Genomic DNA, 13,546 nt, shown 5'->3' on the forward strand with positions numbered 1-13,546 from the left:
CAATGGAGGACTTTAATTATGCCTATTGATAATATGGAAGCACGTATCGATCAGGAGTTCCCTGCACTCCAACAGAATAGACCATTATGGTGGTTACAGCCAACTGACACAGTGGACTATTTAGATGCTATGATGGATGAATTTAAAATCAGGCACGTTCCCATTATTGAGCCTATTGATCCTAAAAGTGATGAACCAAGAGGGGAGTTAAAAACTGTCATTAGCAAGACAGACCTAGTGAAAATTTTAACTCCTCCCAACGAACTATATCCGCCAGAATTCCCTCTGACACCTCAACAAAAATTACAACTGCGAAAATTCAATCAAGAAATTAGTGCAAAATGTCTTAATGAAATTGAGGATTTTGCAAAACTTATGACGATACCTGTCAAGACTCTTTCTCTCAAAAATAGTAAAGTTAAAGATGTTTTTAAGGATTTAATGAATCCTGTAAAACCCGAAGGAGAAAATTTTACTCGACGATATCGGACTCTATGTGTATATGGAGATAATAAGCTTATCGTAGGAACAATATCCTACACCGATGTATTGCGTAAAATCAACGATCCAACAAGTCATACACAGTTCTTAAGGGAAACTATAGGTCAAAATAGCCTATTTAAGAAAAGAGAGGATCTTACTGTATTAACTGAGGATGACAATTTGTTGCGTGCCCGAAGAATTTTGAAGGAAAATTCCTTTACTCATATTCCTATCACAACAGCAGATGGTAGATTTGTGACAGGAATAGTTGATGATGTAATTGTTAATACTTTTTTACACGATATAACTTTGACTCAATACTCAAAATTGCCGTTAAAATATATTATGCTTCCGGTGAATGAGAGAAACAGCGTAAGTCCTGGAGATCGTACCTCTGAAGTGATTGAAACATTTGTTCCCGATAATTCTAAGGATAGACCTACTGCTCTTGTAGTTTGCACAAAAGACTCTGATAGTGGTAAATTTACCTTCGATGGAATAATCAGCTATACTGATATTTTTCGAGGCTTCCTAATGTTTATAAATCCAGGATCGCCAACTCCTGAAAATCCCAAATAAACTGCGAGATAATTGACGCAAACCAACTCCAAAAATGATTGTAGGTCGTCTCACCGTCAAGCATCAGATTATTGATTATGAAAAACAATCTGATTTCAACGAAAACCTGAGATATTCTCCCTGGAACGGCTTAGCAGTTCATCGTCCAGTAGGTGCGATCAATCGGATACGCGGTGTTGTTTACCCCGTTGTAGCGAATTATCGCCTTCAAAAGCGAGGTCTTGTCCACCAAGAACCCACAGGAGAAGAAACTTTTTAAGGGAGTAATTTGGGGCTGGGAAATCATTTAAGCCATCAGGCAGGTGTCGTCTGAGCAAATGGCAACTAATATCAAATCCGGTAGCATCGTCCTGTATTCATCTCTGTATTCTCTCCCTCTGCGTTCTCTGCGCCCTCTGCGGTTAAATCATTCCGATGCAACCGGAAACGATATAAAAGAAGTTAACAAGCGAAACCTTCAAAAAATCCCATCCCTTTTTAGGGGGTGGGAGTGTTAAAAATGATGAATTCTTAGTCCTCAGTCCTTAGTCCTCATTATTCAGTAGCAATTAATCAATAACTGGGTTCGTACCCAATTATTAATTATTCTGCTAGCAACCAACTGATGACTAATGACCAACGACTGATGACTAATAAATTAAGCTTGCCGTGAGTAGTATTCCACCACTAGCAGTTCGTTAATTTGTAGAGCAATCCACTCGCGTTCGATAACGCCATTAACTTTGCCAACCAGTTTTTGCTTATCAAATTCCAAGTGATTCGGCAAGTGAGCCAAGCCTGGGTCTTTGAGATTAGCTTCTACCATTGTGCGAGAGCGCTCTCTATTTTTCACAGCAACCACATCACCAGGCTTGCACTGATAGCTGGCGATATTGACTTCACGGTCATTGACAGTTATGTGACCGTGATTTACCAATTGTCTAGCGGACGGAATGGTTGGAGCCATTCCCATCCGAAACACAGTATTGTCCAAGCGCATTTCCAAAAATTGCAGTAACACTTGACCTGTGGAGCCCGTGACACGGCGGGCTTTGCGGACGTAACGGAGCAATTGGCGTTCCGTCACACCGTAATTGAAACGGAGTTTTTGCTTTTCTTGCAAGCGAACCGCATACTCAGAGAGCTTTTTGCGGTTTTGACCGTGCTGTCCAGGCGGATAATCTCGTCTGGGGGTTTTGCGGGTTAGACCGGGCAACTCTTTCAGGCGACGGACGATTCTCAATCGGGGGCCTCGATATCGAGACATTTATTTTCCTCTCTAATATCTGTATGCAATATTTATGCAGACTCTATATTATATGTTGGTAACGGTCAAAATTCAAATAAAGATCGATAAAAAAACGATCGACCGGAGGGCGATCCATAATGTGCGGTAAATTCTGAAGGAAAAGCCGATCGCTCGATCGCCCAAATCAGCCAAAAAAACTCACTACTCGATCTGCCATGCACAACCGCAATTTCTCCCGCACTTCTTCCCCAAAGCCAGCACCGACCGGCTCAAACCCTACCGGGCGCTGGATATTAGCTCTCGGCACGCAGCTAGCAGCACTTGGTTTGTTGGCAACAGCCCTGCCCATATCGCCAGCCTCAGCCATCACTATTAGAATTCCTCGCTCTAGGAATCCCTATCGCGTCTGCGCCTTGGAACTAATCGAAGCCGGAGTGGCAGCAGAGGCCGCCGCCGCCGCTTGTGCTGACGCCCTCCGCCCCCGCGACATATCTAAATGCGCCCTCCAAATCAACCGCAAAACCAAGATTTCTGGTGTCGAAGCGCTCTCTAGCTGTCGGCGGGTGAGGCGTCCCCAAGAATTGGCTACTTGCGTAGTGAATATTAACAGCAAAAGTCGAACTCAACCTGCCGATCCCCTGGTAGTGCTCGATGGATGCCGCCGCAGTTTATTGCCACAACAGTTTTCTGAATGCGTAGTCGGTTTGAGCGGCAGGCTCGAATTTCCCACTGACAGGTTAATCGCCACTTGTCTTGACCCCAGGGACAGCGTGAGCCAGTTGGACGGACGCCCTGCACCTACCCCTCCTGTGGAGCTAATTCCAACGCCTTCGCCCCTCAATTAATCACTGTTAACAGTTGACTGTTGACTGTTGACTGTTAACAATCTAAAATCTAAAATCTAAAATCTAAAATCGATTGACTGATGCCTACATTTTCCTAATCAAATGTCAGAAATTTTTGCTCAAATTACAGTCGAAGAATTAGCTCGCCAATTAGCAGAAACCAATGCTGAGAAATTGCAGCTTGTAGACGTGCGGGAACCTTACGAAATTGAACTCGCCGCGCTGCCGGGATTTGTAGCTTTTCCGCTGAGCGAGTTTGCCGAATGGTCTGGTGAAATTGACGCTAGACTCGATCGCGATACAGAAACCCTAGTTCTGTGCCATCACGGAGTGCGATCGGCTCAAATGTGCCAGTGGTTGACCGATCGAGGATTTACCAACGTTAAAAATATCGTTGGCGGTATCGATGCTTATTCAATGGTAGTCGATCGAACCGTCCCCCGCTATTAACATCAAATCCAGTTCTTAACTATCCTTTTCTTCAGAGTCCGCGCGGGCGGACTTTGTATGTGTAGAAACGAATAATATTTCCCCGGAATGAGCTAATTAACACCAGCAAATCGAAAATTGAAAAGCGTACTCATAGTGAGCCGATCGCGCCCCTGCCTTTTCGAGTCATAAAGAGCTTCATCAGCCGCCAGTAGCAGGGTTATCGCATCATTTTCCTCGCTGGGAACAACGCTGGCAATTCCCAAACTAATCGTTACCACAGAATTAGGTAGACCGTCAAGACTCTGCGGGTTAAAAAGAATATTCAAAGCTTTCACTTTTGCTCTAATTTGTTCGGCAACAACCAGAGCCGCCGACGCATCAGTTTCCGGTAAAATCACAGCAAATTCCTCGCCCCCGTAGCGAGCAGCTACATCAGCAGGACGCTGGAGCGATCGGCGAATTGTCTGAGCTACCAATCGCAAACAATCATCTCCTGCTTGATGTCCGTAGGTATCATTATATATTTTGAAATAATCGAGATCGCACAAAATTAAAGATATCGGAGACCCCTCGCGAGCCATGTGTTTCCATTCGGTTCGCAAGCAACTATCAAAATACCGTCTGTTGCCAATTTGAGTAAGTTCGTCCACATTCACCAAAGCTTGCAGCCTTAGATTTTCTTGCTGCAACTCCTCAAAACGAACCACCGATAACTTGTCCTCGCACAAATTTTGCCCTTGAAAATACAGGCGATATAATTCGCAAGACAAACTACAGTTATTTCCCTCTAATTTGACAAGTCCCATGCTGTCTAACTGATAAGCCATCAAAGGTTCGAGGTGAACGCTATTTTTAGCATCGACAACCTGTTGGAATGCGGAGGCGAGTTCGGGCTGCTGTTGAATGGCGATCGACTGATTTTGCAAGTAGTCGCTATAAATTCCGCTGTGAGTAGGAGCTGCTGTTAACAATTCTGCCAACTCGGCTAGCCCCAGTTCATTCCCTGGTTCATCCCGATCGACAAAGAGGCGATTTTGTTGCAAAATTGCCAGGTGATACAGCGCTAAATGCACTAAATAAGGATGCCCGCCTACCATGTTCATTAATTGCTCGATCGGAGCGCTATTGCTCCAGTTCAGTCCGTGTCTGCACGCCAAATCTTGAACTTGTTCAGCAGTAAATTCTGAGAGTTTAATCGGCATTCCTACATTAAATGGAGATTGATTAAGCCTCAAAGCAATATAAATCTCGGTCGAATGAATGACAACAATGCGGAGTTTTTGCCAAATTGTGCTAGCGCGAGCTTGTTCATACCAAAAACGGATGATCGAAAGAAAATCTTGAGCAATGTTAGTCCGTTCAAATATGCGATTTATTTCGTTAATCACCAAGACAATAGGACTGTCAATTAGTTCGAGCAAATAGTTTTCAAAGTAAATTGTGCAGCTGACCTTGCTGCCCATATCTTCATCCCAGAATTCATCAATATTTGGTTCGAGTTTGAGTTGCCGAGCGACATTGACACAAAGCCAGCGTAAAAATTTATCTAAACTAGCAAAAACCGCTGCGTCAGCTTGCTGAAAGTCTACAGTTACTGTGCGGTATCCACGATCGACTGTCGCGTGAACTATCCGCAGCATCAGCGAACTTTTGCCCATTTTTTTGGGAGCTTTAATGCGAACAAGGCCACCGGGTTTGCTAATTTCTGCACAGGCCAGGGCTTCGGCCCCTGAGCGATCGATATAAAATCGAGAGTCAAGCGGTATGGGGCCGCCGGGAAATTCTAGGTCTGCAACTGTTTGGATCAAGTTTGGTAATTTTTGGAGTCCTGCCATAGTCGTTCCGCAAGGCGATACCCTGACTGTATCTTACTGTGCATCAACCTTTGTCAGGTTAGGGGGGAGACGAGCGGTGTCCAAGATCGATCGACAATCCTAAAAAATCTAAGTTTTTAGGGACTTCCCGGAACTCACTTTGCTATAGTAGTGTCACTTTACCCAATCTCAAACCCTGCTTCAACACGGCTCTGCAGACCGACAAAAATTCGACGGTAGCCCAGACGCGATCTTTCTTGGCCTTTACCTGAAAAATAACTCGTTGGTCGTCGAGGTCGCGCAGGAAGAGCCCCTATCTAAGGAGAAATAATCATTGTCACGCCGCTACCTGTTTACCTCTGAATCGGTCACTGAAGGGCATCCCGATAAAATCTGCGATCAAATTTCCGATACGATTTTAGATGCCTTACTGACCGAAGACCCCAAAAGCCGCGTCGCAGCAGAAGTTGTCGTCAACACTGGCTTAATGCTGCTGACGGGCGAAATTACCACTAAAGCTCAGGTAAATTACATAGAATTAGCCCGGAAAAAAATAGCCGATATTGGCTACATCCACGCTGACAACGGGTTTTCTGCCAATAGTTGTTCAGTGTTGGTAGCTCTTGATTCTCAGTCTCCCGATATTGCTCAAGGGGTGAATACAGCCCACGAAAGCCGGGAACAATCGAGTGAAGAGGAATTAGACGCCATTGGAGCCGGCGACCAAGGCTTGATGTTCGGCTTTGCTTGCAACGAAACGCCGGAATTGATGCCTCTGCCGATTAGTTTAGCCCACCGGATTTGCCGTCAACTGGCAGCAGTCCGCAAAACCGGTCAGTTATCTTACCTGCGTCCCGACGGCAAAAGCCAAGTTACAGTAGTCTATGAGGACGGCAAACCCGTTGGCATAGATACGATTTTAATTTCTACCCAGCACACCGAAACGATCGGCGACATCACAGAAACGGCCGCAGTTCAAGCCAAGATCAAAGAAGACCTTTGGACTGCAGTCGTCCAACCTGTGTTTGCCGATATTAGCGTGCAGCCGGATGCAGAAACTCGCTTCCTTGTCAACCCCACCGGCAAATTTGTCGTCGGCGGGCCTCAAGGAGATTCGGGTTTGACGGGCCGCAAAATTATTGTGGATACCTACGGCGGCTATTCCCGCCACGGCGGCGGCGCTTTTTCTGGGAAAGACCCCACCAAGGTAGACCGCAGCGCGGCTTATGCTTGTCGCTACGTTGCTAAAAATATCGTAGCGGCTGGTTTGGCCCAAAAGTGCGAAGTGCAGTTGAGTTATGCGATCGGCGTTGCGCGGCCTGTTAGCATGATGATCGAAACTTTTGGCACTGGGAAAGTTGATGACGATCGCCTTTTAGAAGTTGTGAAGCAGCATTTTGAACTGCGTCCTGCGGGAATCATTCAGGCATTTAACTTGCAGAATTTGCCTGCTGAAAGAGGCGGCCGTTTCTATCAAGATGTGGCGGCTTACGGTCACTTCGGGCGCACTGACTTAGATTTGCCTTGGGAACAAACTGATAAGGCCGAACTTTTGAAAGAAGCTTTGAGCCAGCAGTTATCTGCTGTCGCTGGATAGTACAATGTTGGGGTGCGCGCAGCGCACCTTATCCATAAATAATATCGGGTGCTACCAATCAATATAGGGTGCGTACTCCGCACCTTATTCAAAAATAATATAGGCGGTGCTTCGGCGCATCTTATCCATAAATAATATCGGGTGCTACAAATTAATAACGTAGCGTGCGTACTCCGCACCTTACAAAAAAAAAAGAATAAATAAATGCGATTTTTCACACCTTTCCAATCTGCAATTCGCAGTTTGGTCTCTTCATTCCAACAGCGGTTGGCGACGACTGGATTTTCTGCACCAAATCCAGCAACGCTGCCAAGTTCATTTGCGACTAACAATCATGGTGGAATTCGCGGCGTTTGGATACCCACCACTGACTGCAAAGTTCTCACATCAAAAGAGCGAATTGCTGAGGCAATGGACTTTCTCGCCGATACGGGATTTAATACCGTTTTTCCTATAATTTGGAACCAGGGTTATACGGCTTATCCTTCTCAGATAATGCGAGAAAACTTTGGGGTGGAAATTGACTCGCGCTATCAAGGTCGCGACCCCTTAGCAGAAATATGTGTTGAGGCAAAGAGAGTTGGCTTAAAAGTAATTCCTTGTTTTGAATACGGATTTGTGAGTTCTTACAATCGCAATGGCGGTCATTTGCTGGCGAAAAAACCTGAGTGGATTGCCCGTGATGCCAGCGGCAATTTACTTAAAAAAAATAACTTTGACTGGATGAATTCTCTTGACGCGGAAGTGCAAGACTTTGTGCTGGGGTTGATGCTGGAAGTTGCTAAGAATTATCCGGTAAACGGCGTTCAAGGAGACGATCGCATTGCGTTTCCGGTAGAAGGTGGTTACGACGAAAAAACGGTTAAACGCTATCTAGAAGAGTGCGGTAAAGCAGCGCCGTCGGATTGTAAAGAGCAACATTGGCTGCAGTGGCGCGCTAATATTATTACTGAGTTTGTGGCTCGTTTACACCGAGAAGTGAAAGCGATTAATCCTGATTTGTTGCTATCGATGTCGCCGAGTCCTTATGATTGGGGACTGGTGGAATATTTGCAAGATTCTAAAGCTTGGGTTGACAAAAATTTGGTGGATCTGCTTCACCCGCAGTTTTATCGTCGCGATTTTAATGCTTACAAACAATTGGTCGATAAAATGATGTCGGGACAGCTTAGCGGGCAGCAAGTAAAGTGCGTGTCACCCGGTATTTTGTTGACGAATCGAGGCAGTAAATATAGCATAACTCCCGAGCTGTTGTTGCAAGTAATTGCTTACAACCGCTCTTGCGGGATTCAAGGAGAAGTGATGTTTTTTTACGAAGGTTTGCGAGATAACGATAACGCTTTGGCTAAGGTTTTGAAAAAAGGGCCCTATGCTCGTTGAGAGATTGTCCCGCAATCAAGCTGTTTCCGGTTGGCTGCAGTCAATCGATTTGAGATTTGAGATTTGAGATTTGAGATTTGAGAATTGAAGTATTGACCCCACGGATGAATCCGGGGGCTTGTATCCTGGATGCTTGATTGTCCACCGCGCCGATCGCTATTTCAAACCAACCTGCTATAAAATGATATAGCAGAGTTAGGCTATCTCAAAACCCAGCGATGCCAAGCAGCAAGCGCAACTCATTGTCAAGCCGATCGCCCAAACAAACCCGATAATTAATAATTGGGGAGTTGCAAAAATAGTGGAATAAGACATATTTTAGAAGTGGGTGCAAGCTTTTTTTTAGAAGTAGCGTTTTGTAGACGCCATATTTTTTAAAGACAGTTTAAAAGAGCAATCTCAACCGCTCGCCAAAATATTAGGATAAATCAGTGACCTCAGCAGCAAGCCTCATCCAACAGCTACCCGAGCTCAGCGATGCTCAATTCCATCAAAAATATTTGAAACAAAAACAAGGGATGCACACCTTGGCGACTATATTGCCGCAAGTAGAACAGCAAAGTCTGGCTTTGCGGGCAGTAAAATTAGCTCTAAAAGTAAATTTAAAACTCGGCTCAAAGCTAGCAGGAACGGTAAAGCCAGAATTTCAAATAGCCACCATAAAATTAATCGACAAAATCCCCACTTCGCCCCTACTCAAAATTCAACTGCTGGCCCTCACAAGTTCGGATATGGCAATCCCGATACTGGTGGCCGCATTGAACCACAAAGAAAGTGCAGTGCGCCTGGAGGGGATTCGGGCGATCGGGAAAATCGGCTCCGAAGCAGCAGTAATTGAATTAGCCCGATCGCTCGCATCCAAAGATTCCCAAATCCAAGCTTGGGCCGCTTGGGCTTTAGGAGAAATTGACTCGAAACCAGCCGCCGTAGCACTGCTCAAAGCCATCAAACACCCAGACTCCGGGGTGCGCGCCTGGGCTGTTTGGGCCTTGGGCAAAATTAACCCGAAAATAGCCGTCCCCGCGCTGCTGAAAGCCCTCAAACACCCAGACTCCGAAGTGCGCTGGCGGGCAGCAGTCAACTGCGGGAAAATCGGCGTCTCTGAGGTAGTTCCCGGCCTGCTGAATGCCCTCAGAGACGAAAATCACATCGTCCGCGCTAGGGCGGCGGCGGCTTTGGGGAAAATCGGCGATTCTGAAGCAGTACCCGGCTTAGTAGAATTGCTTCACGATGATCCCGACTCCTATGCAGTTTCTTTGAGGGCCGCCGAGGCCTTGGGACAAATCGGCACGGAAACGGCTGTGGCGGGACTGGTGCAAGCCCTCAACCATGAGGATTCAGACGTGCGCGGCAGTGCAGTTTCTGCCTTGGGGGAAATCAGCAGCGAGGTGGCTATGGTGGCCGTAATCGGGTCGCTCTGGGATCGAGATATTTTCGTGCGCGGCAGGGCGGCGGTTGCCCTTGGGAACATCAATACAGAGGGAGATGCGAAATTGCCAAAAATGGTGGTCGCGGGACTGGCGAGCGCAATTGGCGACAGCGAATCTTATGTGCGGTGGAGAGTTGCTGCTGCTTTGGGGGAAATTGGGACAGAGGAAGCTGTGGCAGGTTTGGTGCGGCTGCTGGGGGACGAAAATTCTGGAGTGCGCCAAAAGGCTGTTAAATCCCTCGGTCACATTGGCTCCACGGCTGCTATTGTTGCTCTGGAAACAGCTTTAAATCGCGAATTTGCTGACGTTCGTGCCCGGGCTGCCCAATACTTGGCGGATGTCAGCACTGAGGCAGAAACAGTTGATTTTGATCCCTCTGTTTCCCCGGATTTGTCGGGTGAAAAACTGCCAAAAATCCTGATTGCTTCGCAAGCAGAAGCCAGCGAATACATTGTTGAGCGCCAAGCGCGACGCGAGATTAAATACTTGATCTCGATCGGCAGTCCGGGTGTAGCCGAACCCAAAACTTTCGATCGAATCCCGAACCGAATGTGCCTGGAGTTTAACGACCTCGACACCCCCGTTGATGACCCCGATCAAATCTTGCCTAGCCTTAACGATGTACTGAAAATTATTGACTTCGCCCTCAAAATGTCGTCCCAGGGAGGCAGTTTGCTGATGTGCTGCCAAAGTGGGATCAGCCGTTCAACGGCCACAGCTTTGACTGTGTGTGCTGCGCTGTTGGGTCGTGGCAAAGAACGGGAAGCTTGGGCGTTGGTGCTCGCCGCCAGACCCCAAGCCAAGCCGAATCGCTGGATGGTACACTTGGCCGATGAAGCTTTGGGTAGAGACGGTAAGCTAGCACTGGCGATCGAATTGACTACCGCAACTGCAGAACTCGCAATGGCCAAAAATTGACAGAAACCATTCAGGATACAAACCCCGGATTCATCCATCCAGAAATAAAAAACCTGTATCCGATAAAACTTGCCGAACGTATTTATCCGTCGGGTCAATGCTTCAAATCTAAAATCTAAAATCTAAAATCTAAAATCGCGCCATCGATTGACTCGCAGAAACCGGGTTTCTTTTCGCGAGCCCTAAAGTTATACTCTACTAACGAGACTTCGCCTCAGACTTGTCTTTGCGGGGCAACGATGCCAAAAGTCGATCGCCAGGGTGCAAAAGTTCGATCGGCTGCCGCATTTGTGACATTCTGTGCTATGAAGTTGTCGGATGCTCAACAAAAACCGTCAAGCAATCGTCGCATTGCTGGCAGCCAAAGCCCAAAGCTAAGGAATCGGGTGCATTGTCAACAGACAATATCAGCTTTGGGCGAATCACAGGCAAAACAGGTCAGAGACAATTTTCTGCCTGTAACATTCCACGCAGGGATAATTCACTGCGGGGATAAGTTTTTATTTTTTTTGCCTGCTGCAGACTTTTACGAGTCGAAAAAGTAATTTGGCAACAGTCCTCAACAGCCTAATTATCTCTTAGACATCAACCGAATTTAAGTTTCTCCTCTGACTCGACCAGAGTTTCAGATGCTTTTTCGCAGATGTCTACGGTCAAATAGACAAGCTTTTCCGTTTGGAGAAATTAAGAGCGTGGTAGATTTTAACAGAAGACAGGGGTTGCATATGTCAAAAATTAACTTGCTAAAAAAAACAGGACATGAAGCAAGTTTATCGGTTGCAGTTTGTGAAAACCAGGGGGAATTGAATTCAGACTTAGAACCATTTAACCCGCCGAATAAAAACGTGAAAACGCGAAAAGTTAACCAAAATAATACCAATTTAGGTAAACAGATGCCAGTTTTTATTTCCGGAGAAGTGGCCTCTGTCGAAACAGTCAGCCCCAAAAAATCCAACCATGATTTTGTCGAAAAATTATCCTTAAAAGTCAGCCAAAGTTTGCCATCTAAAATTGGCAGTTTGCCTATCCATAAAAAAATTGGATACGGGTATTTGCTGGCAATAGGAATCGGATTTTTGGGTTCACTGAGCGGACTGGTGATTGCCGATTATTACCAAGGACAAGGATTAAAGCAATTCAATGATGCTCACCTACAAGCGCAATTGCTAGGCAATTTTAAAGATGCAGCGCTGGCGGCTCAATTGCAGGGTTCACAGCTAGATTCTTTTGTAGATAATTCGCTCAAGCTAAAACAGCAAGAAGAGCAGTTGGTTAAGAGTATTGTTAAGGCAAAAAATCTGCGGTTGCGTATAGAAAATTTTGCCGACAGCCAACCCGCTTGGCTGGCAGCAAAACCGGAAGTTCTCAAGCTTTTAGTGCAAGATTGCACTAAAAATTTAGAATCCTACGCCGATACTCTCAAGTCAACTTTGCAGGAAATCCAGCAATCGCAACTATCGCCTCGGGAGATAGAGTCGGCTAGAAAATTGCTCGCAATCGAAAGCGGAGAAGGTGTAAAACAGCTCAACAGCAGCCTTGAGGAATTGAGCAAAATCCTCGATATTGCCCAGCAGCAAGAGGGCCAAGGCGGTGAAGTGATGGAAGACGCCCAAGGCATGGAAAAAGCCATAATTATTTTTAGTATGCTGCTGTCGGTTGTGGTAGCTGGAATGGTGGCTTACCGGACGAGTCGGGCGATCGCTCAACCTATGATCAGCGTTACTCAGGTGGCCCAACAAGTAGCCGCTGAGTCAAATTTTGACTTGCGAGCACCCGTCACCGGACAAGGCGAAATCGGCTCTCTGGCGGCCTCTCTCAATCACCTAATCGAGCGGGTTTCGGGACATACAAAAGAATTAGAACAAGCTAAAGAAGTCGCCGTCGCAGCTAACACTGCTAAAAGCCAGTTTTTAGCAAATATGAGCCACGAATTGCGGACGCCTTTAAATGCGATTATTGGCTACAGTCAACTACTTTCAGAAGATGCCCAGGATGCGGGATTTGATGAGTTTGTACCCGACTTGCAGAAGATTGAAAAAGCAGGCGCGCATCTGCTATCTTTGATTAACGATATCCTTGATTTGTCAAAAATTGAAGCGGGGAGTATGAAACTCGAAATCCAGGAGTTTGACATCGAATCCCTGATTGACAATGTTGCGAGTGCCGCGAAACCGTTGGTAGAGAAAAATGGCAATGTTTTGGAGATTGAGTGCGATCGAACTGTGGGCATAATGCACGCAGATTTCAAAAAAGTGCGCCAGGTTTTGATACATCTGCTTAGTAATGCTGCGAAGTTCACCAAAAACGGTAGGGTGAAAGTGACTGTGAAGCGCATTGCAGGAAGTGGAAAATTGAATGCAGCAGGGCGTGAGGCGATTGACGATTCAATGGCTGCCGATGAAATTCCTTCTGGGGCGATCGCTTGTCCCCTGCCGAATGTTCAAGACTCGGATTGGATTTGTTTATCGGTTAAAGATACCGGAATTGGAATGTCGGAAGAACAACAGCACAAATTGTTTGAAGCTTTTGTGCAAGCTGACTCTTCAGCAGCGCGACCTTACGACGGCGCCGGATTGGGGCTGACACTTAGCCGCTACTACTGTCAGATGATGGGCGGGGAAATTTTGGTAGAAAGCGAAGAGGGAAAAGGGTCTATTTTCACTGTCCGCATACCGGCGGGAAACGGGTGATGTGATGTTTGGGCGAGAAATTTAGGAGATAAGCAGAGGGGCGAAAATTTATGTTTCAAACCTCTGGTTTTGTGTCGAAATGTTTTAGTCTTGTCAGTGGGGGCGATCGCACTCTATTAATTATAATTGGTTATTTTACCAATTCAAACA

At 46.2% G+C, this 13,546-nt stretch carries 11 protein-coding genes; 9 read left to right on the forward strand and 2 right to left on the reverse strand.

Annotated features, from left to right (window positions below; genetic code table 11):
- Positions 1 to 18 precede the first annotated feature (18 nt).
- Both QUB39_RS15385 and QUB39_RS15390 read left to right on the forward strand, forming a co-directional pair.
- A complete protein-coding gene (locus tag QUB39_RS15385; protein WP_333211761.1) occupies positions 19 to 1,062 on the forward strand; it encodes a CBS domain-containing protein in 1,044 nt (347 codons plus the stop codon).
- Between the two features lie 34 nt (positions 1,063 to 1,096).
- Complete coding sequence (locus QUB39_RS15390; RefSeq protein ID WP_333145388.1) at positions 1,097 to 1,321, forward strand: hypothetical protein; 225 nt, start codon at positions 1,097 to 1,099, stop codon at positions 1,319 to 1,321.
- A gap of 378 nt (positions 1,322 to 1,699) precedes the next feature.
- Here QUB39_RS15390 and rpsD read toward each other — a convergent pair whose 3' ends face one another.
- Complete coding sequence (gene rpsD, locus QUB39_RS15395; RefSeq protein WP_172190738.1) at positions 1,700 to 2,308, reverse strand: 30S ribosomal protein S4; 609 nt, start codon at positions 2,306 to 2,308, stop codon at positions 1,700 to 1,702.
- A gap of 197 nt (positions 2,309 to 2,505) precedes the next feature.
- On the opposite strand from rpsD, the gene QUB39_RS15400 reads away from it, so the two are divergent.
- Together QUB39_RS15400 and QUB39_RS15405 are read left to right on the forward strand one after the other, a co-directional pair.
- Positions 2,506 to 3,135: a hypothetical protein gene (locus QUB39_RS15400; protein WP_333054647.1), complete on the forward strand. Its 630-nt coding sequence runs from the start codon at positions 2,506 to 2,508 to the stop codon at positions 3,133 to 3,135.
- A gap of 102 nt (positions 3,136 to 3,237) precedes the next feature.
- Positions 3,238 to 3,585, forward strand: a complete 348-nt coding sequence (locus QUB39_RS15405; protein ID WP_333054648.1) for a rhodanese-like domain-containing protein — start codon at positions 3,238 to 3,240, stop codon at positions 3,583 to 3,585.
- A gap of 92 nt (positions 3,586 to 3,677) precedes the next feature.
- Here the strand turns inward: QUB39_RS15405 and QUB39_RS15410 are convergent, their stop codons facing one another.
- A complete protein-coding gene (locus tag QUB39_RS15410) occupies positions 3,678 to 5,402 on the reverse strand; it encodes an AAA-like domain-containing protein (RefSeq protein ID WP_333054651.1) in 1,725 nt (574 codons plus the stop codon).
- Between the two features lie 313 nt (positions 5,403 to 5,715).
- Here QUB39_RS15410 and metK point away from each other — a divergent pair, with 313 nt between their 5' ends.
- The 5 genes from metK (at position 5,716) to QUB39_RS15435 (ending at position 13,396) form a co-directional block, all read left to right on the forward strand.
- Positions 5,716 to 6,978, forward strand: coding sequence for a methionine adenosyltransferase (gene metK, locus QUB39_RS15415; RefSeq protein WP_333054652.1), 1,263 nt, complete (start codon positions 5,716 to 5,718; stop codon positions 6,976 to 6,978).
- Between the two features lie 204 nt (positions 6,979 to 7,182).
- On the forward strand, positions 7,183 to 8,358 hold the full coding sequence (locus QUB39_RS15420; RefSeq protein ID WP_333054653.1) for a family 10 glycosylhydrolase: 1,176 nt from the start codon (positions 7,183 to 7,185) through the stop codon (positions 8,356 to 8,358).
- Between the two features lie 431 nt (positions 8,359 to 8,789).
- Positions 8,790 to 10,706 (forward strand): HEAT repeat domain-containing protein, encoded by a 1,917-nt coding sequence (locus QUB39_RS15425; RefSeq protein WP_333211764.1) that lies wholly within the window; start codon positions 8,790 to 8,792, stop codon positions 10,704 to 10,706.
- Between the two features lie 239 nt (positions 10,707 to 10,945).
- Positions 10,946 to 11,251, forward strand: coding sequence for a hypothetical protein (locus QUB39_RS15430; RefSeq protein WP_333054655.1), 306 nt, complete (start codon positions 10,946 to 10,948; stop codon positions 11,249 to 11,251).
- 180 nt (positions 11,252 to 11,431) lie between these two features.
- Positions 11,432 to 13,396: a HAMP domain-containing sensor histidine kinase gene (locus QUB39_RS15435; RefSeq protein ID WP_333211767.1), complete on the forward strand. Its 1,965-nt coding sequence runs from the start codon at positions 11,432 to 11,434 to the stop codon at positions 13,394 to 13,396.
- Positions 13,397 to 13,546: the final 150 nt, after the last annotated feature.

Source organism: Microcoleus sp. AT8-B5 (assembly GCF_036705565.1).
Taxonomy (GTDB): domain Bacteria; phylum Cyanobacteriota; class Cyanobacteriia; order Cyanobacteriales; family Microcoleaceae; genus Microcoleus.

Bases quoted from the DNA above. Each gene is read 5' to 3' on its own strand.
- QUB39_RS15410 (WP_333054651.1), bottom strand. From the start codon at position 5,402: ATGGCAGGACTCCAAAAATTACCAAACTTGATCCAAACAGTTGCAGAC.
- QUB39_RS15400 (WP_333054647.1), top strand. From the start codon at position 2,506: ATGCACAACCGCAATTTCTCCCGCACTTCTTCCCCAAAGCCAGCACCG.
- rpsD (WP_172190738.1), bottom strand. From the start codon at position 2,308: ATGTCTCGATATCGAGGCCCCCGATTGAGAATCGTCCGTCGCCTGAAA.
- QUB39_RS15390 (WP_333145388.1), top strand. From the start codon at position 1,097: ATGATTGTAGGTCGTCTCACCGTCAAGCATCAGATTATTGATTATGAA.
- QUB39_RS15430 (WP_333054655.1), top strand. From the start codon at position 10,946: ATGCCAAAAGTCGATCGCCAGGGTGCAAAAGTTCGATCGGCTGCCGCA.
- QUB39_RS15385 (WP_333211761.1), top strand. From the start codon at position 19: ATGCCTATTGATAATATGGAAGCACGTATCGATCAGGAGTTCCCTGCA.
- QUB39_RS15405 (WP_333054648.1), top strand. From the start codon at position 3,238: ATGTCAGAAATTTTTGCTCAAATTACAGTCGAAGAATTAGCTCGCCAA.
- QUB39_RS15420 (WP_333054653.1), top strand. From the start codon at position 7,183: ATGCGATTTTTCACACCTTTCCAATCTGCAATTCGCAGTTTGGTCTCT.
- QUB39_RS15435 (WP_333211767.1), top strand. From the start codon at position 11,432: ATGTCAAAAATTAACTTGCTAAAAAAAACAGGACATGAAGCAAGTTTA.